A 20336-nucleotide genomic window follows, 5' to 3' on the forward strand; every position below is an offset into this window, starting at 1 on the left:
GGTGTGCGGCTCAGGCCGCCACCGGGGTGTCCTGCTCGGCCGGCTTCTGCTCGGCCGGCTTCTCCGCGGAGGTGCGCAGCAGCCACGCGGCGACGAAGCCGCCGAGCAGGACCGCGACCGCGCCGATCAGCTGGGCGGTGGTCAGGCTGTCGCGGAAGGCCTCGTGGACCTGGTGCGCGGCGCCCTGTCCGCCGGCCGCGAGCGCCTCGGGCAGGGAGCGGGCCGCCGCGTGCGGGATTCCGGCGGGCAGGCCGCCGGCGAAGCCGACGGTGAGCACGGCACCCAGGATGGCGACGCCGAGGGAGTTGCCGAGTTCGCTGATGGTGCCCATCAGACCGGATCCGACGCCTGCCTTCTCCGGCGGGATGGAGGTCATCACCGCGCCTGCCATGGCCGGCTTGGCGCAGGCGACGCCGCCGCCCATCAGCACCAGGCCGAGCATGATGCCCAGGTAGGAGCCGTTGTGGCCGAGCACCGCGATGGAGGCGAGACCGGCCGACATCAGGCTCAGGCCGAGGGCGGTCGCGGCGGGCGCCGAGAGCTTGGTGGTCAGGCGCATGCCGACGCCGGTGAGGTTGAGCAGGACCAGGGTCACGGCCATCGGAGCCAGCCGCAGACCGGCCTCCAGCGGGCCGTAGCCGAGCACGAACTGCAGGTGCTGGGTCAGCAGGAACAGCGAGCCGGCCAGGCCGAAGGCGACCAGGACACCGCCGGAGACGGCGCCGCGGAAGCGGGGGTCGGAGAAGAAGGACAGGTCGAGCAGCGGGTGCGGGGTGTGGCGCTCCCACAGCAGGAACGCGGTCATGAACACCAGGGCGATGGCGCCGGGGAGCAGGGTGCGGCCGGAGGTCCAGCCGTGCCCGGGGCCCTGGATGATCGCGTAGACGAAGGCCGTCATGCCGACCGTGGAGAGCACCGCGCCGAGCAGGTCGGGGCGGTCTCCGTGCGGGTCCTTGGACTCCGGGACCATCTTGACCACGGCGACCAGGCCGATCAGGCAGACCGGGACGTTGACCAGGAAGACCGAGCCCCACCAGAAGTGGGCGAGCAGGACACCGCCGACGACGGGGCCGAGCGCGAGGCCGAGCGAGGCCACACCGGTGATCACGGACAGCGCCTGGGGCAGGAAGTCCTGGTCGAAGGTGCGGACGATGATCGCCATGTTGGTGGCCAGCAGGAAGCTGCCGCCGACGCCCATGCCGGCCCGGGCCGCGATCAGCTGACCGGGGTCGGTGGCGAAGGTGGCGGCGAGGGAGCCGAGCCCGAAGAAGACGAGGCCGAGCATCTGCACGAGCCGGCGTCCGTAGCGGTCGGCGAAGCCGCCCGCCGCGATCAGCAGACCCGCCTGGGCCAGCGAGTAGGCGCCGATGACCCACTGCGTCTGCGCGGTGGTCGCGCCCAGCTCCTTGGTCAGGGACGGGACGGCGACGTTGAGGATGGTGTTGTCGAGGATGACGACGAGCTGCACCAGGCAGACGACGGCGAGGATCAGCCATCGGTCCGCGCGGCGCTGCGCCTGCGGCTGGGACACGGCCCACTCCATTCGGTTGCTGCGACGGGGGCAATTGCTGCGGCGAGGGAGTCTTGCACTGTGTTCAAGTACGACGTTAGGGCCGACTTACACGTTGTGCAAGTGACATCTTGAACTTTGTGCAACCCGAAGTCCTGATCTAGCCTGACCCCATGCCGCGTGACACGTTGACCAGGGAACAGATCGTCCGGGCCGCGATCGGGCTGCTGGACGCCGAAGGCCTCGAAGGCCTGAACATGCGCAGCCTGGGCAAGCGGCTGAACTCCGCCGCCACCGCGGTCTACTGGCACGTCAAGAACAAGGACAACCTCGTCGTCCTGGCCTGCAACGAGGTGTGGAACGAGGTCGGACTGCCCGACCTCGCCGCCGTCGGCTGGCGCGCGGCCGCCGAGCGGATGGCCACGGACCTGTACGCGATGCTGACCAGGCATCCGTGGCTGGTCCAGGCCTTCGCGTCCCAGCCCCTCTACGGCGAGAACAAGGCCCGGCACGACGACCACAGCCTCGCGGTCTACGAGCTGGCCGGCTTCCAGGGGGCCGAGGCCGACCAGGCGGCCGGCGCGGTCTTCACGTACGTGCTCGGCCACGCCCTGAGCCTGTCCGCCACCGTCTCCGTGGAGCGTCGGCTGACCCACGGCGGCGAGAACGCCCAGGCCCTCATGCGGGAGTCGCTGACCAAGATGACCGAGATCGCCCAGCAGTTCCCGCGACTGCGGGAGAGGCTGGACGCCTACGCCGACAAGGACTACGGCGCCGCCCCGAGCCAGAGCTTCGAGGTCGGCCTCCAAGCCCTCCTGGACGGCCTGGAGATCCGGCTCGGCGACCGCCGGCTCCCCCAGCCGGCGGCGGCCGGCGGAGAAACCCTGGACAGCCCGCATCGATGACTCCCGTCGACGGGGGACCGCACGGTGCGGCCCCTCGGCCTCTTCGGCACGGCCACGACGTCAGGAGCCGGCACTATCGCCCGGTTATCGGCGGCTTATCGCCCGCCGACCTGCGGAGCGGGATGCCGGTGGCACGTACTTGCACATCGTTCAAGTGAAGCCCCGCAGTCGACTTGCACTTAGTTCAATCCCTAGGTGAGGAGATCGTCGTGTCCCAGCAGCATCTTTCGTACGCCGTCGAGGCGGCCGCGAGCGAGTTCGGTGTCCCGGGTGCCGCGGTGGGCATCCTGACCGACGGCCGGGAGATCCACGCGTCCCACGGCGTCACGAGCGTCGGCAACCCGCTGCCGGTGGACGGGCGGACGCTGTTCCACCTGGCGTCGGTGACCAAGACCTACACGGCGACCGCACTCCTGCGCCTGGTCACCGAGGGGAAGGTCGACCTCGACGCCCCCGTACGCCGGTACGTCCCCGAACTGGTCCTCGCCGACGAGGAGTCGGCGGCCGAGATCACCGTGCTCAACCTGCTCAACCACACCTCGGGCCTGGGCTGGAACCTGATCGGCGCCCATGGCAACGGCTCCCTCGCCGGGTTCGTGGCGGCGATGTCCGAGCTGGAGATCATCGCGCCGCCCGGCGCCCGGGCCTCCTACAGCCAGGCCGGCTACAACCTCGCCGGGCGGATCATCGAGAAGGTGACCGGACTGCCGTACGAGAAGGCGGTGGCCGCCCTCGTCCTGGACCCGCTGGGGCTGGACCACACGTTCTTCGACCTGGACGACGTGATGATCCGGCGGTTCGCCGTCGGCCACAACCGTGACGAGGACGGCGAGTTGCGGGCCGCGCGACCGTGGAAGGCGCACCCGGCCGGGGCCCGCGGCGACAACCCGGGCGGCGGCATCGTCTCCTGCGTGGACGACCTGCTGCGCTGGGCCCGCTTCCACCTGGAGGGCGGCGACGGCGTACTGCCCGCCAAGGCGCTGCACGGCATGCGGGAGCAGACCGTCGCGCTGCGCGGCAGCACGCTCGGCGACGGCTTCGGCATCTGCTGGTTCCTGCGCGAGGTGGACGGCGTCCGCACGATCGGGCACGGCGGCTCGGGCAACGGGCAGTTCGCCGAGCTGCTGATCGTCCCCGAACGGAACTTCGCGGTCGTGTCCCTGGCCAACGAGGGCCCCGGCGGCCACCCCTTCAACCAGGCCGTCCTGCGCTGGGCGCTGGAGCACTACCTCGGCCTCACCGAGCACGACCCCGAGCCGGTCCCGTTCGACGCGGAACGCGCGCGGGAGGTCGCCGGACGGTACGAGATCGACGCCATGAACCTCGACATCGCCACCGACGGCGCGGCCCTCACACTCGGCGTCGGCATCAAGCCGGAGATCCGCGCGGCCTCCGACGCCGACATGCCGCCGGACTACGAGCCCGCCGCCATGGGCTTCCTGCCCGGCGACGGCGACGAGTACATCATCACCGAGGGCGGCCTGAAGGGGCAGCGCGGCTACTTCACCCGCGACGACAAGGGCGAGGTCACGGGCGTCGACCTGGCGGGCCGGCTCTTCGGCCGGGCGACGGAGCGGTAGGCGGGCGCACGCGGAGGTGGAGGTGGAGCGGCCGCCCCTGGCGAAGGCGTATCTGAAACAGGAGATCGACGAGGCCCAGCTCTGCTCCGCCCGGAGTGCTTCTACGAACGCCACGCCATCGAGCGGATCAACGGCACCGCAGTCACCCCGGACCGCCACTCCCTCCGCCCGACGGACCCGGCCCCGACCGGACCGGCCCGTACGGCTCGCGGACGCGCAGGGGAGCCCGACCGGCCCCCACGCGTCCGCGCGGAACCCCCCGGTCAGCTCGTTTTCAGAGCACCGCCCCTCCTCTGATACGCTGCTCCAGCAACGTCACCCCAGCGGATGACCACCTCACCACCGGTGAAAATCACGTTGGGTAAGCGTTCGATCGTGTGCGACACTGTCGTACACAGCGCCTGGTCCTGTGGAGCAGTTTGGAGTGCTCGCCACCCTGTCAAGGTGGAGGCCGCGGGTTCAAATCCCGTCAGGACCGCTGAGGTTTCACGTGAAACCTCGTGGCTGGGTAGCTCAGTTGGTACGAGCGATCGCCTGAAAAGCGATAGGTCGCCGGTTCGACCCCGGCCCCAGCCACAGCTAAGGCCCCGATCTTCGGATCGGGGCCTTGTTGTATGTCGCGGGTCGTACGTCGCGTCGGCGGGGACCTGCGACTCGGTCCCGCAGACCCAGCCCCGCGGACCCAGCCCCGCGGACCCACACCCACCAGCCACGTCGGCCGATGACCGATCACGGTACGGGCTGCTCGCGGTGGCCGCCGGCAGTCCGGCGATCGCCGGGTCCGCCCCCTCCGCGCCGCCCGCTCCGGGCACCTCCTGAGGGTCCGGGGCAATTTTCGTTCGCCAGGAATTTCCCCGAGGTGAGATCCTGGATCTCGTATGTCTACGCACCCTGCCCCCGCCCTCGGCGCCCTCGCCCCCCGTCTGACCGAGCTGTCGCTGCGTGATGCGCACCGGCTCGGGCGGCGGCTCGAAGGCGCACGCAAGATCCGCAAGCCGGAGGCCCGTGCCACCGTCCTCGCCGAGATCGAGGCCGAGGTCGGCAAGGCCGAGATCCGCATGGACGAGCGGCGCTCCCGTGTGCCCGCCGTCAGCTATCCCGAGCAGCTGCCCGTCAGCCAGAAGAAGGACGTGATCGCGGCCGCCATCCGCGATCACCAGGTCGTCATCGTCGCCGGTGAGACCGGGTCCGGAAAGACCACCCAGATCCCGAAGATCTGCGTGGAGCTGGGCCGCGGAGTGCGCGGCATGATCGGGCACACGCAGCCCCGTCGTATCGCCGCCCGCACCGTCGCCGAGCGCGTGGCGGACGAGCTGAAGACGCCGCTGGGCGAGGCCGTCGGCTGGAAGGTCCGCTTCACCGACCAGGTGAACCCGGACGCCACCTTCATCAAGCTGATGACGGACGGCATCCTGCTCGCCGAGATCCAGACCGACCGCGAGCTGCGCGCCTACGACACGATCATCATCGACGAGGCCCACGAGCGGTCCCTCAACATCGACTTCCTGCTCGGCTACCTCGCCCAGCTGCTGCCGAAGCGCCCGGACCTCAAGGTCGTCATCACCTCGGCGACCATCGACCCCGAGCGCTTCTCCCGGCACTTCGGCGACGCCCCGATCATCGAGGTCAGCGGGCGGACCTACCCGGTCGAGGTGCGCTACCGGCCCCTCCTGGAGGAGGACGCCGAGGACGCCGACCGCGACCAGATCACCGCGATCACCGACGCCGTCGAGGAGCTGATGGCGGAGGGGAAGGGGGACATCCTCGTCTTCCTCTCCGGCGAGCGGGAGATCCGGGACACGGCCGACGCGCTGGAGAAGAAGAAGTACAGATTCACCGAGGTGCTGCCGCTGTACGCGCGGCTCTCGCACGCCGAGCAGCACCGCGTCTTCCAGCCGCACACCGGACGCCGGATCGTGCTCGCGACCAACGTCGCCGAGACCTCCCTGACCGTCCCCGGCATCAAGTACGTCATCGACCCCGGCTTCGCCCGGATCAGCCGCTACAGCCACCGCACCAAGGTCCAGCGGCTGCCCATCGAGCCGGTCTCCCAGGCCAGCGCCAACCAGCGCAAGGGCCGCTGCGGCCGTACCTCCGACGGCATCTGCATCCGGCTGTACGCCGAGGACGACTTCCTCGCCCGGCCGGAGTTCACCGACGCGGAGATCCTGCGCACCAACCTGGCTTCCGTCATCCTGCAGATGACCGCGGCCGGCCTCGGCGAGATCGAGAAGTTCCCCTTCATCGACCCGCCGGACCACCGCAACATCCGCGACGGCGTCCAGCTGCTCCAGGAACTGCACGCCCTCGACCCGGACCAGAAGGACCCGCGCAAGCGGCTCACGGACACCGGCCGCAAGCTGGCCCAGCTGCCCGTCGACCCGCGCCTGGCCCGGATGGTCCTGGAGGCCGACAAGAACGGCTGTGTGCGCGAGGTCATGGTGATCGCGGCCGCCCTGTCGATCCAGGACCCCCGCGAGCGCCCGGCCGAGAAGCAGGCCCAGGCCGACCAGCAGCACGCCCGCTTCAAGGACGAGACCAGCGACTTCCTCGCCTACCTGAACCTGTGGCGGTACGTCCGCGAGCAGCAGAAGGAGCGCGGCTCGTCCTCCTTCCGCCGGATGTGCAAGCAGGAGTATCTGAACTTCCTGCGCATCCGCGAGTGGCAGGACATCTACGTCCAGCTGCGCACGGTCGCCAAGCAGATGGGCATCCACCTGAGCGAGGAGGACGCCCCCGCCGACCGCGTCCATGTCTCCCTGCTCGCCGGCCTCCTCTCCCACATCGGGATGAAGGACGTGAAGGACGGCAACAAGAACGAGTACCTGGGCGCCCGCAACGCCAAGTTCGCGGTCTTCCCCGGCTCGTCGCTGTTCAAGAAGCAGCCGAAGTTCGTCATGTCCGCCGAGCTGGTGGAGACCAGCCGCCTCTGGGCGCGGGTCAACGCCAAGATCGAGCCGGAGTGGGTCGAGCCGCTCGCCGGACACCTGCTGAAGCGGACGTACAGCGAACCGCACTGGGAGAAGGACCAGGCGGCGGTGATGGCGTACGAGAAGGTGACGCTGTACGGCGTCCCGATCGTCGCCCAGCGCAAGGTGAACTACGGCCGGATCGACCCCGAGGTCAGCCGCGAGCTGTTCATCCGCAACGCGCTCGTCGAGGGCGACTGGCGCACGCACCACAAGTTCTTCGCCGACAACCGCAGGCTGCTGAGCGAGGTCGAGGAGCTGGAGCACCGGGCGCGGCGCCGGGACATCGTCGTGGACGACGAGACGCTGTTCGACTTCTACGACCAGCGGGTGCCCGAACACGTCGTCTCCGGCGCCCACTTCGACTCGTGGTGGAAGCACAAGCGGCACGAGGAGCCGGAGTTCCTGGACTTCGAGCGGGAGATGCTCATCCGGGAGTCGGCGGAGGCGGTCACCAAGGCCGACTATCCGGACTCCTGGCACCAGGGCGCGCTCAAGTTCCGGGTGACGTACCAGTTCGAGCCGGGCGCGGACGCGGACGGCGTGACCGTGCACATCCCGCTCCAGGTGCTCAACCAGGTCACGGACGAGGGCTTCGACTGGCAGATCCCGGGCCTGCGCGAGGAGGTGGTGACGGAGCTGATCCGTACGCTGCCCAAGCCGGTCCGCCGCAACTACGTGCCGGCGCCGAACTACGCGAAGAAGTTCCTGGAGCGCGCGGTGCCCCTCCAGGAGCCGCTCACGGCCACGATGGCCCGGGAGCTGAAGCGGATGGTCGGTGTCCCCTTCGACGCGGACGACTTCGACTGGGACAAGGTCCCGGACCATCTGAAGGTCACCTTCCGCATCGTCGACGAGCGGCGTCGCAAGCTGGCCGAGGACAAGGACCTGGAGGCGCTGAAGCTCCGGCTGAAGCCGAAGGCCCGCCAGGCCCTCTCCCAGGCCGCGGCGGCGACCGCCTCCCGGCAGGGCGGGGAGTCCCTGGAGCGCGGCGGCCTGACCGACTGGACGATCGGCACGCTCACCCGCGTCTTCGAGACGCGCCGGGCCGGGCAGCCGGTGAAGGCGTATCCGGCGCTGGTGGACGACGGCGACACGGTCTCGGTCCGCCTCTTCGACACGGAGGAGGAGCAGGCCGAGGCGATGTGGCGGGGCACCCGGCGGCTCATCCTGCGCAACATCCCGGTGAACCCGGCCAAGTTCGCGTCGGACAAGCTGACGAACGCGCAGAAGCTCGCGCTCTCCGCCAATCCGCACGGCTCGGTCCAGGCCCTGTTCGACGACTGCGCGATGGCGGCCGCGGACAAGCTGATCGCGGACTTCGGCGGCCCGGCGTGGGACGAGGAGTCGTTCCGGCGGCTGTACGACAAGGTGCGCGCGGAGATCGTCGACACGACGGTCCGCACGGTCGGCCAGGTGCAGCAGGTCCTCGCGGCCTGGCAGGCCTGTGAGCGGCGCCTGAAGGGCGTACGCAGCCCCGTGCTGCTGGCGAACCTGACGGATGTGCGGGGGCAACTGGACGCCCTGGTGAAGCCCGGGTTCGTGACCTGGGCGGGGATACGCCGGCTGCCCGATCTCATGCGCTACCTGGTGGCCGCGGACCGGCGCCTGCAGCAGATGCCGACCGGCGTGCAGCGGGACACCACCCGCATGGAGAAGATCCACGAGATGCAGGACGAGTACGCCTGGCTGCTGGAGCAGCTCCCGAAGGGCCGGCCGGTGCCCCAGGGGGTCCTGGACATCCGCTGGATGATCGAGGAGCTCCGGGTCAGCTATTTCGCCCACGCGCTGGGCACGGCGTATCCCGTCTCCGACAAGCGGATCGTGAAGGCGATCGACGCGGCGGTTCCGTGACCGACGAGGTACGGAGGGTGAGTTCGACCTCGGCCCTCACCCTCCTGTACAGTCTGTCTCGCAGCGCAACGCAGGAGAAAAAGCGCCGCGAAACCTGGTCCTGTGGAGCAGTTTGGAGTGCTCGCCACCCTGTCAAGGTGGAGGCCGCGGGTTCAAATCCCGTCAGGACCGCAGAACAGAAGGCCCTCATCCCGCTGGGATGGGGGCCTTCTGCCGTACCCGGCCCGCCCCAGGGCGCGTTCGCACCCCGCGACCACACTCCCGGCCCGCCCCCGACGTGCCCGGCCGCCTTCCCAGCCGTCCCCTCGGCCGCCGAGGACGGCCGGCGACGGTCCGTGAAGGTCCGTGAAGGTACGGGGTCGGCCGAAGACGGCCCGGCGAGGCCACAGGCGCCCTTGACGGCGCCACACTCGACCGGTACCCAGAAACCAGGGCCCGTCCCCCCGTGCGGCCCCTGGAGGTGGCATATGGCGGCGTCGGTCAGGCATGAGACGCGGGCGCTCCTGAGGGCGCACCTGTCGGCCGCCTCGTCCTACCGGCACGCGACCCGCCACTGCCGTGTCTGCCATCAGCTGCTGCGGCTGGCCATGGACGCCGGACCGTACGTCCAGGACGCGGGCGAGGAGGTCGCCGAGGACGAGGGCTCCCGTGGCGCGTGACTGTCGACAGCCCCAACAGCCGCACGGGCGTGGGGTGGTGGAACGTCCAACTCCACTAGCGCACACATGCCGACGGCAACAAGCGGACCGGCGTGTGACGGGTGTCACCACATGAGTTTTTGAAACGGCGTCGCTTACCACCCTCATACAACTGGTCAATTTAATATGTGCAATTGCACTCATCCCGAGAGCCTCGCACAGCCGTTCCGACACCCCTCCCCAGACTCCGACAAGGCCGCTCACCAAGGCCTCACGACACCCCCGACCAGCGCACAAAAAAGATCGCGCTGGACTCGGCGGAGTCCAGCGCGATCTACGACGCACCCTGTGCTGCTTGCCTTGAACGTTCCGTTCGGCGTGGGCGTGAGGCCTGTTGGGGCAGGCCCCTCGTCGCTTGGAGCTGTGGTTCAGGCGCCTCGACCGGTTGGGGGAACGGCCGGATTGCCCGGTTATGCGGCTGTTCAGGCCTCGCTGCGCTGCTGCGGGATGCCCGCGAGCAGTGCGCGGACCTCGGCCTCGCGGTAGCGGCGGTGCCCGCCGAGCGTACGAATCGACGTCAGCTTGCCGGCCTTCGCCCACCGCGTGACCGTCTTCGGGTCAACACGGAACATCGTGGCGACCTCAGCCGGGGTCAGCAGCGGCTCGGCATCAGGGGTGCGAGCGGTCATGAGCGGCCTCCTCGGGAGAACCGAACCTTCTCGGTTCTTTCCTCTAAATTCTGCACCTTGACCCGCGTTGCCCGAAATGGCGGACGCGAGTCGAGTCGGTTATAGGACGAACGGCTTGTCCTCGGCACTACAACTACACCATCTGTCCAGCCGCGTCGGCCAAACCGATGGAATTGCCCTCCCAGGTGTTCATCAGCGACGGAAGCCGATGGACCATGCCATAGCGGACAGTCACGCCACTGTGACGATCAGTCACAGGGCGATCAGGAGTCACCAGACCCCCCAAAGGGTGCAATGCGAAGATTCCGCCCATAGGGGAGCATAGATGGGCGTGCGGAACCCTCCCCGGGCTCCTTGTCCTATTTTGGCATGAGGGGCGGCAAGAGACGCAAGCGCCGTGTAAGTGCCGTCCGTCACCCTTGAGGCAAAAAGCCCGGATCAGGGACGACACTCCGTCAGCTGGTCCAAGTGCGGTAGACCGTACGCTGTTCGATGCCTTTTCGACCGTGATGCACGTCACTCAGTTCGCGGAACGCAGGTCCCGCACCGCCCGCCACCGCTCCACCAGCCTGCCGTACGCCTCGCCCGCGGCCATGCCGTCGCCCTGGCTCAACGCCTCGACGCCTGCCGCCACATCGGCCGCGGAGTGGTCGTCCTCCAGCTCGCCGGCCGGCACCAGATGCACCAGGCCGCCGTAGTCCAGCTCCACCAGCGAGCGCGGATGGAATTCCTCCAGCCACCGCCCCACGTTCACCAGGCCGTCGATCAACGGCCCCTCGTCGAGCGTCTCCCTGAGCGTGCGCAGCGCCCTCGCCAGCCGTCGCCTGGCCTGCACCATGGGCGTGCGGTAGCGCAGCATCGGGGGCACCTCGCCGGTCCCCTTCTCGAACCGTCGCTCCTCGTCGGCGACCAGGACGAACCAGTTGAGCGGGATCTGCCAGGTCGCGGTGCGGATCCAGGGACGGGCGTCCGGGTTGCGGGCCAGCCAGCGCTCGTAGTCCTGGGCCGCCTGGTGGCGCACCAGCGGCGGCAGTACGGCGTCCAGCACCGGCGCGGGCAGTTCCTCGGCCAGGTCGCCCAGGGCCTGCCAGCCGCGCAGCCGGGTCCGCCAGGGGCAGACGCAGACGACGCCGTCGGCCTCCAGCACGAAGGCGTCGGCGCTCTCGTGCACCGGCACCACCACGGGCGGGGTGGGCAGCAGGTCGGCCAGCGAGCGGCGCAGCTCGTCCTGGTACGAGGGCCGGTCCGGGCGGCGGGCGTACCGGGCCCAGTGGGCGCGCTCCGGCTCCGGGAAGGCGGCCAGCGGCTCGTACACACGCAGGTACGCGGCATAGGGGACGACGACGGAGGACACCTTGGGCACGCCTGCTCCCTCCCCATCGGGTCCGGCTCGAAACCCCTGCAAATCGTCCCACGGCGATGCGTGCGCGCGCGGCACGGCAGAGTGATCCTGGACACTGCGCGGATGGTGACGGGGCCGAGGCTCTACGCTCATGCCACGGCCCCCGCCACCCGCACGGGAGCTGTCTTCACTCGCCGCTCTTTACACAGGAGTCACCACCGTGACCGACGTAACCGGCGCACCTGTCGATGTCCTGCACACCCTGTTCCACTCCGCCCAGGGCGGCCACGAACAGGTCGTGCTCTGCCAGGACCGCGCCACCGGCCTCAAGGCCGTGATCGCCATCCACTCCACCGCCCTGGGCCCGGCCCTCGGCGGCACGCGCTTCTACCCCTACGCGAACGAGGCCGAGGCCGTCGCCGACGCGCTCAACCTCGCGCGCGGGATGTCGTACAAGAACGCCATGGCCGGCCTGGACCACGGCGGCGGCAAGGCCGTGATCATCGGCGACCCGGAGCGCGACAAGACCGAGGAGCTGCTGCTCGCCTACGGTCGCGTGGTCGCCTCCCTCGGCGGCCGGTACGTCACCGCCTGCGACGTCGGCACGTACGTCTCCGACATGGACGTCGTGGCCCGCGAGTGCCGCTGGACCACCGGCCGCTCCCCCGAGAACGGCGGCGCCGGCGACTCCTCCGTGCTCACCGCCTTCGGCGTCTACCAGGGCATGCGGGCCTCCGCCCAGCACCTGTGGGGCGACCCCTCGCTGCGCGACCGCACGGTCGGCGTGGCCGGTGTCGGCAAGGTCGGCCACCACCTGGTGCGGCACCTGCTCGACGAGGGCGCCGAGGTCGTGATCACCGACGTTCGCGCGGACGCCGTCCAGCGGATGCTCGACCAGTACCCCGGGCGGGTGACGGCCGTGGCCGACACCGATTCACTCATCCGCCTGGAGGGGCTCGACGTCTACGCGCCCTGCGCCCTCGGCGGCGCCCTGAACGACGACACCGTGCCGGTGCTCACCGCCCGGGTGGTGTGCGGCGCCGCCAACAACCAGCTCGCCCACCCGGGCGTGGAGAAGGACCTCGCCGACCGCGGGATCCTCTACGCGCCGGACTACGTGGTGAACGCCGGCGGGGTCATCCAGGTCGCCGACGAGCTGCACGGGTTCGACTTCGACCGGTGCAGGGCGAAGGCGTCGAAGATCTTCGACACCACGCTGGCCATATTCGCTCGCGCGAAGGAAGACGGGATTCCCCCGGCCGCCGCGGCCGACCGGATCGCCGAGCAGCGCATGGCGGAGGCCCGCACGGCACTCTGAGGACTCGCCCGGCGCGCAGCCGCCGGCGAACCGACGGGGAGCCGCCCGGGGGCCCGGTCGAGGAGGCGCCCGAGGAGGCGCCCGAGGGGCGTGAGGAGGCGCGGACAAGGCGTGATCGGGTGTCCGGTCGCGCGCGTGAGCGGTACCCGCCGGTGGGAACTTCGAGAGAACTCTCACTTCCTCCGGCGGGTCGTACCCCGATAAGTGGTTAAAATCGCCACTGACCAGCGAGGACAGGGCACCTCGATGGTCCTGTGCACACGCGCGTGCTGCGGGCGACGTACCGTATAGGCGCGGGCTCAGGTACCGTGGAAGCCCTACGGACCGGCCTCTCCGAGGAGAGTCCGTTCCTGATTATGAACGCGTGTCAGACTCTGGGGCCGTCGAGCCCCGTCACCGAGGGGGTCGAGCCATGGGGCGCGGCCGGGCCAAGGCCAAGCAGACGAAGGTCGCCCGCCAGCTGAAGTACAACAGCGGTGGGACTGATCTGTCGCGTCTGGCCAGTGAACTGGGCGCATCTACTTCGAACCAGCCGCCTAACGGCGAGCCGTTCGAGGATGATGAGGACGACGACGACCCGTACGCACAGTACGCGGATCTGTACAACGATGACGAGGACGACGAGGACGACCAGTCCGGTCCCGCGTCACAACAGCGTCGCGGCGCATAACGCTCACAGCGCGGTCAGCCGCATCAGCAGTGCACTTACCCGGTCCGGGGCCTCAACGCCGGACCGGGTTTTGTGCTGCCCTGCGGGCGGTCCGCCGTCCCGGACCGCCCACGTGCCGTCCGGTCAGGCCGCGTAGTCCCCGACCAGCTCGGCGCCCGTCCCGTGGTCGCCCCGGTCGGTGATCTCGCCGGCCACCCATGCCTCGACCCCGCGGTCGGCCAGCGTCGCCAGCGCCACCTCGGCGGACTCCTGCGGCACGATCGCCATCATGCCGACGCCCATGTTGAGGGTCTTCTCCAGCTCCAGCCGCTCGACGTCGCCGCTCCGGCCGACCAGGTCGAAGATCGCGCCCGGGGTCCAGGTGGCGCGGTCCACGGTGGCGTGCAGCCCGTCCGGGATGACCCGGGCCAGGTTGGCCGCGAGTCCGCCGCCGGTGATGTGGCTGAACGCGTGCACATCGGTGGTGCGGGTCAGCGCCAGGCAGTCCAGCGAGTAGATCTTCGTGGGCTCCAGCAGCTCCTCGCCGAGGGTGCGGCCCAGCTCCGCGATCTCCGCCTCCAGGGCCAGGCCCGCACGGTCCAGCAGGACATGCCGGACCAGGGAGTACCCGTTGGAGTGAAGACCGGAGGACGCCATGGCGATCACCGCGTCACCCGTACGGATACGATCCGGACCCAGCAGCCGGTCGGCCTCCACGACGCCCGTACCGGCGCCGGCGACGTCGAAGTCGTCCGCGCCGAGCAGCCCCGGGTGCTCGGCCGTCTCGCCGCCCACCAGAGCGCAGCCGGCCAGCACACAGCCCTCCGCGATGCCCTTGACGATCGCGGCGACCCGCTCGGGATGGACCTTGCCGACGCAGATGTAGTCGGTCATGAACAGCGGCTCGGCACCGCACACGACGATGTCGTCCATGACCATGGCGACCAGGTCGTGGCCGATGGTGTCGTACACGCCCAGCCGGCGCGCGATGTCGACCTTCGTGCCGACGCCGTCGGTGGCGGAGGCGAGAAGGGGACGCTCGTAGCGCTTGAGGGCGGAGGCGTCGAAGAGCCCGGCGAAGCCGCCGAGGCCGCCGAGGACCTCGGGACGCCGGGTCTTCTTCACCCACTCCTTCATCAGCTCGACCGCGCGGTCGCCCGCCTCGATGTCGACGCCCGCGCTCGCGTAGCTGGCACCGGTGGTCTCAGTCATGACTTTGAGAACTTTCGTGTCGTACAGCTGAAGTGCTGCGGGGAATTACGGGCGACGGATCGCGTCGGAGGCGGCCGTGGCGGCGGGCCCCGAGGCGATCTCGGTCTCCAGGAGCTGCTTGCCGAGCAGTTCGGGATCCGGCAGCTCCATCGGGTACTCGCCGTCGAAGCAGGCACGGCACAGGTCCGGCTTGGCGATCGTGGTCGCCTCGATCATGCCGTCGAGGGAGATGTAGGCCAGGGAGTCGGCACCGAGGGAGTCGGTGATCTCGTCGATCGTCATGCCGTTGGCGATGAGCTCCGCGCGCGTGGCGAAGTCGATGCCGAAGAAGCAGGGCCACTTCACCGGCGGGGAGGAGATCCGGATGTGGACCTCGGCCGCGCCCGCCTCGCGGAGCATGCGGACCAGGGCGCGCTGGGTGTTGCCGCGCACGATCGAGTCGTCGACGACGACCAGACGCTTGCCCTTGATGACTTCCTTCAGCGGGTTCAGCTTCAGCCGGATGCCCAGCTGGCGGATGGTCTGCGAGGGCTGGATGAAGGTCCGGCCGACGTAGGCGTTCTTCACCAGACCGGTGCCGAACGGGATGCCCGAGGCCTCCGCGTAGCCGACCGCGGCCGGGGTTCCGGACTCCGGGGTCGGTATCACCAGGTCGGCGTCGACCGGGGCCTCCTTGGCGAGACGGCGGCCCATCTCGACGCGGGAGAGGTAGACGTTCCGGCCGGCGATGTCGGTGTCCGGGCGGGCCAGGTACACGTACTCGAAGACGCAGCCCTTGGGCTTCGCTTCCGCGAATCGTGAGGTGCGCAGGCCGTTCTCGTCCACGGCGATGAACTCGCCCGGCTCGATCTCGCGCACGAACGTGGCGCCCACGATGTCGAGCGCCGCGGTCTCGGAGGCGACCACCCAGCCGCGCTCCAGGCGGCCGAGGACCAGCGGGCGGATGCCCTGCGGGTCACGGGCCGCGTAGAGCGTGTGCTCGTCCATGAAGGCGAGGCTGAAGGCACCCCTGACCTGCGGGAGGATCCGCTGGGCGGCCTCCTCGACGGTCAGCGGCTTGCCGTCGTCGTCGACCTGGCCGGCGAGCAGCGCGGTGATCAGGTCGGTGTCGTTGGTGGCCGCTACCCGGGTCGAACGGCCATTGGTGTCCTTGGGCAGAGCGGCGACCATCTCGGCGAGCTGCGCCGTGTTGACCAGGTTGCCGTTGTGCGCGAGGGCGATGGAGCCGTGCGCGGTGGCACGGAACGTCGGCTGCGCGTTCTCCCACACCGAGGCACCGGTGGTGGAGTAGCGGGCGTGACCGATCGCGATGTGGCCCTGGAGTGATCCGAGGGCTGTTTCGTCGAAGACCTGGGAGACCAGGCCCATGTCCTTGAAGACGAGGATCTGGGAGCCGTTACTGACCGCGATTCCCGCGGATTCCTGGCCCCGGTGCTGGAGGGCGTAGAGCCCGAAGTACGTGAGCTTTGCGACCTCTTCACCCGGCGCCCAGACACCGAAGACGCCGCAAGCGTCCTGGGGGCCCTTTTCGCCGGGAAGCAGATCGTGATTGAGTCGACCGTCACCACGTGGCACGCCATCGAGTGTAGGCGAGGTGGACCGCTGGTCCGAACTGGGGATACGTACCGCCATCCGATGCGGCGATGCCGATCACCTTGGGTGTTTTCGCGTTCTTGCTGGTCAGAGCGGTGCGGGTGAGAACGGGCCTGCGCACGTGCGGCCCCACAGGGCGCTTGTGGGCCCGATCTGCGCGCGCCACGAGTGAGGTGTCGCACATCAGCCGAGTGTGTTGTGGCTGAGGTTCACGCGCTCACCGTGACCGGTGGTGAGTGTGAGTTCTCCGTCGCCGGCCCGGCTCTCGAGGGTGTTCCGTTCGAGCACCCGGGCGAGGGCCCGCTCGAAGGTCATCCGGGTGCGGTCGCACGCCATCCGGGTCGTCCGCAGGCCGCCGAAGGCGATCCGGTCGCCGTGCACGGTGACCGGCGCGCTGAAGAGGTTGCAGCCGAGGCTGCCCCCCGCCCTGCCGTCCCCGTCGCCCTTTCCGTCCTTCGCGGGCACGTCGATGCGGAGTCGGGCGGCGGCGGGAGCGCGCAGGGTCGTGCCGTGGGCGGTGACGCTGTCGACCCGCCAGTCGACACCCACCACCGGATCCCGCGGCCCGACCGAGCCGCTGCCGGGCGGGCCGCCGCTGCCCGCCGCTTCGCCGCCGCAGGCCACCGCGAGCGGAAGCAGTACGGCGGCCATGGTCACAAACCCGTGCCTCTTGTGCCGGTACATACCGATTCGACGTGCCCCGGCAAAATCCGGTTCCGCTTCCCGTCACCACTTCTCAAGAGCCGCCGCTCCCCAGGAACCGCCACCCCTCTCAGGGGCCGCCGCTCCTCAGGAGCTGCTGCTCCTCAGAGGCCGCCGCTCCTCAGGGGCCGCCGCCGCTCACGACATGAGCGGCAGCAGCGCGGAGAGGTCCGCGCGCTCCCCGCTCGCGCTGACGTCGGCCCGCGCGACGGCGTCCCGCCAGTCCGTCCGGCCGGTGGCCAGCCGGACCCAGGTCAGCGGGTCGGTCTCCACGACGTTGGGCGGCGTGCCGCGGGTGTGCCGGGTCCCCTCGACGCACTGCACGACGGCAAAGGGCGGCACACGGACCTCGGTGGAGCCGCCGGGCGCCTTCACGGCGAGGGCGTCGGCAAGCAGCCGGGTGGCGGCGGCGAGGGCCTGGCGGTCGTACGGCACGTCGAGGCCGGGGAGGGCCGCGTTCAGGTCGTCGGTGTGGACGACGAGTTCGACGAGGCGGGTGACGAGGTAGTCGTCCAGCGGGAGAACGCCGGCGCCGGAGTCCAGGAGCCGGGTGCCGGGGTGCTCGGCGAGGAGCTCGCGCAGGCCGCGCTCGACGTCGGCGAGGTAGCCGTCCAGGTCAGGGTGTTCGGCGGCCGGGCCCGTGGCGACGCCGGCGATGCCGGCCGAGCGGGCCGCGGCGGAGAAGGGCCACTCGACGACGGTCACGGTCCGCTTCGCCGGGGCCGGCACGGCGAGCGCCCGGTGGACGGCCGTGACGGCCGTCCCGATGTGCGTGACCAGCTCGCGTACGGTCCGGTCGCCGAGCCGGGTGGGCAGGGCGAGCTGCTCGGGAGTCAGGCCGCGCACGGCCTCCCGTACGGCGGCGAGCTGGGCGAGGACAGCGGCACGGGTCCTGGCGGAGTCGTAACTGCGGGCGCGCTTCTTGGCCGGGGGCATGGCGGTGAGCCTATGCCTGCCTCACCGCGAAGTTCTTGAGGCCGTTCTCCACCAACCCGAAGGCGATCCCGGCGCGTTCGGGGGCGTCGGCGGCGATGCGGTCGGCACTCTCACCCTCGGCGAGCCTGCGGTGGTGCTCCTCGATGAGGGCGTTGCGGGCCGCGCTGAGGGTGGCGGCGGCGACCGTGCCCTGCATGAGATCGCCGGTCTCGGCCGCCAGCAGCGCGGCCAGTTCCCGGGTGCCCTTCTGTGCGGCGAGGAAGGCGCGTTCCATCAGGCCCGGTGTGCTCAGGACGAGTTGGCGCACCTGGCGGGCGAACGAATCGGGGTTCAGCCCGACCGAGGGGTCGCGGCTCTCCACCAGCTCCAGGAACTGCCGGCGCACGGCGTCCACGGCGGACTCGCCCGGCTGCCGTTCGCGCACCGCGCGGGCCGCGTCGGCGAAGTGCTCCTCCATCGGCCGGAAGACCAGGTCCTCCTTGGTGCCGAAGTAGTTGAAGACGGTCATCTTGGAGACCTCGGCGGCGTCGGCGATCTCCTGCACGGAGACGTCGTCGAAGCCCCGTTCGACGAACAGCTCGATCGCGACCCGGTAGATCCGATGTGCCGTCTGCAGCTTCTTGCGCTCGCGCAGCCCCATCGCCTCATCAGCCATGTCAGCACCTTACCGCGATGAAATTTAAGCCAGGATGAATATTAATCCAGGCCGAAAGATTGACTCGGTACATGAACGCCGGGCATGGTGATGCCATGACCCTGATCCAGCGCCGGCTCGGCTTCCTCGTCTGTCTCGTCACGATCGTCCTGGCCGTACTCGACACGCAGATCGTGTCCGCGGCGACCGTCCCGATCGTCCGGGACCTGGACCCCGCCCACGGCATCGCCCGCATTCCCTGGCTGGTCAGCGCCTACGCACTGGCCTCCGCCGCGGTGCTGCCCCTGTACGGCAGACTCTGCGACACGGTCGGCGCCAAGCCCGTCTTCCTCGGCGCCCTCGGCGCCTTCCTGACCGGCTCGGCGCTGTGCGGCGCGGCCCCCTCGCTCGGTTGGCTGATCGCCTCCCGGGCGGTGCAGGGCATCGGCGCGGGCGGCCTGATGAGCGTCACGATGGTGGTGATCGTGCACCTCAGAGGCCCCGAGCAGAAAAAGAGCGGAGGCGCGGCGGCGGGCGGGTTCGTCGCGGGCGGCGCCATGGCCGTCGGCCCGTGGCTCGGCGGCTTCCTCTCCGACCACGCCGACTGGCGCTGGGCCTTCTTCATCAACCTGCCGCTCGGCATCGCCGCGCTCGCCACCGGCGCCGTCGTCCTCAGGCTCCCCCGCGTCACCCGCGGCCGCGCGATCGACTTCCCCGGCGCCGCGCTCGCCGCCGCCTTCGCCACCGCGCTGCTGCTGGTCACCGAATGGGGGGGCAAGCAGTACGCCTGGACCTCCCCGCAGGTGCTCGGCCTGGCCCTGGCCTGCGCCGCCGCACTCGCCCTGCTGCTGCGCCGCCAGGCCACCGCGCCCGAGCCGATCCTGCCGCCCGCCCTGTTCCGCGTCCCCGAACTGCGCCTCGGTTTCGCCCTCCAGGGGCTGATCGGCCTCGCCCTGACCGGCGCGATCTACTACCTCATGGTCTATCTCCAGGTGGCCCGCGCCGTCCCCAGCTCCTCCGCCGGACTGTTCCTCATCCCCATGGCGGCGGGCATCGTGACCTCGGGCGTCCTCACCAGCCGGCTCGGCGCGCGCGGCTGGTCCGAGCGGACCTTCGTGATCAGCGGCTCGGTCGTCACCCTGGCCGCGTTCCTGCTGCTGGCCACGACCGGGACCGGGACATCGCTCTGGCAGGTACGCGGCGCGCTGCTGCTCCTCGGCGCCGGCTTCGGCCAGCTCCTCGGCCAGCTGATCCAACTGGTGCAGGGGGCGGCGCCCGCACACCGTCTCGGCGTGGCGACGACCGCCGCCCGCTTCTTCCAGACCCTGGGCACGGCCCTCGGCGCGTCCCTCTTCGGCACCCTGCTGAGCCGCCTCTACGACGGCCCCGGCGGCATCGGCTCCCTCGCCGCGCTGCGCGGCGCCGAACGGGTCCGGGGCGTGGCCGCCTACGTCTCGGCGATGGACACGGTCTTCCTGTGCGCGGCCGGAATCATGTCGCTGTGCCTGGCACTGGCCCTGCGCCTGCCGAAGAGCCGGCCGGCACCGCAGGAGCCGGGTGAGCCGGTACGGGAGACGGTCCCGGCGTAGGGCGCCCGCGGACACGAGAAGGTCCCGCCCGGTCAGCCGGGCGGGACCTTCTCACAGCCGCTGTAGCGGACCAGGGCCTTTCTTCCGGATCAGGCCGGCTCCGGTCTGCGGTGCCTTCTGGCCGACCCGAGCGGGGTCTGGTGCGTGCAGCTGCAAGGCGGAGGAGGGAGTCGACGCGGCGCGTCGGCAACAGACGACAACGCCGCTGGGGGTACC

15 protein-coding genes and 3 tRNA genes are annotated in these 20336 nt (G+C 70.4%); 10 read left to right on the top strand and 8 right to left on the bottom strand.

From position 1 onward, the window contains the following. Positions 1-10: 10 nt before the first annotated feature. Positions 11-1531, bottom strand: coding sequence for an MFS transporter (locus OIB37_RS18140; protein ID WP_330458652.1), 1521 nt, complete (start codon positions 1529-1531; stop codon positions 11-13). Positions 1532-1683: 152 nt separating this feature from the next. Here OIB37_RS18140 and OIB37_RS18145 point away from each other — a divergent pair, with 152 nt between their 5' ends. The 7 genes from OIB37_RS18145 (at position 1684) to OIB37_RS18175 (ending at position 9477) form a co-directional block, all read left to right on the top strand. Further along, positions 1684-2415 carry a TetR/AcrR family transcriptional regulator gene (locus OIB37_RS18145; protein ID WP_330458653.1) on the top strand — a complete coding sequence of 244 codons (732 nt, stop codon included), beginning with the start codon at positions 1684-1686 and terminating at the stop codon, positions 2413-2415. A 209-nt stretch (positions 2416-2624) separates the two neighbouring features. Beyond that, positions 2625-3995 carry a serine hydrolase domain-containing protein gene (locus OIB37_RS18150; RefSeq protein WP_330458654.1) on the top strand — a complete coding sequence of 457 codons (1371 nt, stop codon included), beginning with the start codon at positions 2625-2627 and terminating at the stop codon, positions 3993-3995. A 403-nt stretch (positions 3996-4398) separates the two neighbouring features. Continuing rightward, positions 4399-4473 (top strand) — tRNA-Asp (locus tag OIB37_RS18155). A 24-nt stretch (positions 4474-4497) separates the two neighbouring features. Beyond that, positions 4498-4571: transfer RNA gene (locus OIB37_RS18160), tRNA-Phe, on the top strand. A gap of 302 nt (positions 4572-4873) precedes the next feature. Beyond that, a complete protein-coding gene (hrpA, locus tag OIB37_RS18165) occupies positions 4874-8818 on the top strand; it encodes an ATP-dependent RNA helicase HrpA (protein ID WP_330458655.1) in 3945 nt (1314 codons plus the stop codon). 96 nt (positions 8819-8914) lie between these two features. Further along, positions 8915-8989 (top strand) — tRNA-Asp (locus tag OIB37_RS18170). A 296-nt stretch (positions 8990-9285) separates the two neighbouring features. Further along, on the top strand, positions 9286-9477 hold the full coding sequence (locus tag OIB37_RS18175; RefSeq protein WP_330458656.1) for a DUF6274 family protein: 192 nt from the start codon (positions 9286-9288) through the stop codon (positions 9475-9477). A gap of 461 nt (positions 9478-9938) precedes the next feature. Here the strand turns inward: OIB37_RS18175 and bldC are convergent, their stop codons facing one another. After that, a complete protein-coding gene (bldC, locus tag OIB37_RS18180; RefSeq protein ID WP_003949541.1) occupies positions 9939-10145 on the bottom strand; it encodes a developmental transcriptional regulator BldC in 207 nt (68 codons plus the stop codon). 520 nt (positions 10146-10665) lie between these two features. Next, entirely contained in the window at positions 10666-11508 is an 843-nt protein-coding gene (locus OIB37_RS18185; protein WP_330458657.1) for a hypothetical protein, read from the bottom strand. Positions 11509-11707: 199 nt separating this feature from the next. Between OIB37_RS18185 and OIB37_RS18190 the strand changes: the two genes are divergently transcribed. Next, entirely contained in the window at positions 11708-12805 is a 1098-nt protein-coding gene (locus tag OIB37_RS18190) for a Leu/Phe/Val dehydrogenase (RefSeq protein ID WP_330458658.1), read from the top strand. 412 nt (positions 12806-13217) lie between these two features. Beyond that, entirely contained in the window at positions 13218-13475 is a 258-nt protein-coding gene (locus OIB37_RS18195; RefSeq protein WP_330458659.1) for a DUF3073 domain-containing protein, read from the top strand. A 123-nt stretch (positions 13476-13598) separates the two neighbouring features. On the opposite strand, the gene purM is transcribed toward OIB37_RS18195, so the two are convergent. The 5 genes from purM to OIB37_RS18220 all read right to left on the bottom strand — a co-directional run bounded on the left by purM (position 13599) and on the right by OIB37_RS18220 (position 18552). Next, complete coding sequence (purM, locus tag OIB37_RS18200; protein WP_330458660.1) at positions 13599-14666, bottom strand: phosphoribosylformylglycinamidine cyclo-ligase; 1068 nt, start codon at positions 14664-14666, stop codon at positions 13599-13601. Between the two features lie 45 nt (positions 14667-14711). Beyond that, the gene (gene purF, locus OIB37_RS18205; protein WP_330458661.1) at positions 14712-16241 is read right to left on the bottom strand and encodes an amidophosphoribosyltransferase; all 1530 of its coding nucleotides are present in this window, start codon (positions 16239-16241) and stop codon (positions 14712-14714) included. Positions 16242-16442: 201 nt separating this feature from the next. Continuing rightward, positions 16443-16910 carry an META domain-containing protein gene (locus tag OIB37_RS18210; protein WP_330458662.1) on the bottom strand — a complete coding sequence of 156 codons (468 nt, stop codon included), beginning with the start codon at positions 16908-16910 and terminating at the stop codon, positions 16443-16445. A gap of 189 nt (positions 16911-17099) precedes the next feature. Further along, positions 17100-17897, bottom strand: a complete 798-nt coding sequence (locus tag OIB37_RS18215; protein ID WP_330458663.1) for a maleylpyruvate isomerase family mycothiol-dependent enzyme — start codon at positions 17895-17897, stop codon at positions 17100-17102. 10 nt (positions 17898-17907) lie between these two features. Beyond that, positions 17908-18552, bottom strand: a complete 645-nt coding sequence (locus OIB37_RS18220; protein ID WP_330458664.1) for a TetR/AcrR family transcriptional regulator — start codon at positions 18550-18552, stop codon at positions 17908-17910. Positions 18553-18647: 95 nt separating this feature from the next. Between OIB37_RS18220 and OIB37_RS18225 the strand changes: the two genes are divergently transcribed. After that, positions 18648-20120 (top strand): MFS transporter, encoded by a 1473-nt coding sequence (locus tag OIB37_RS18225; RefSeq protein WP_330458665.1) that lies wholly within the window; start codon positions 18648-18650, stop codon positions 20118-20120. The last annotated feature ends 216 nt before the right edge of the window (positions 20121-20336 follow it).

The organism is Streptomyces sp. NBC_00820 (assembly GCF_036347055.1).
In the GTDB taxonomy this organism is placed as follows: domain Bacteria; phylum Actinomycetota; class Actinomycetes; order Streptomycetales; family Streptomycetaceae; genus Streptomyces.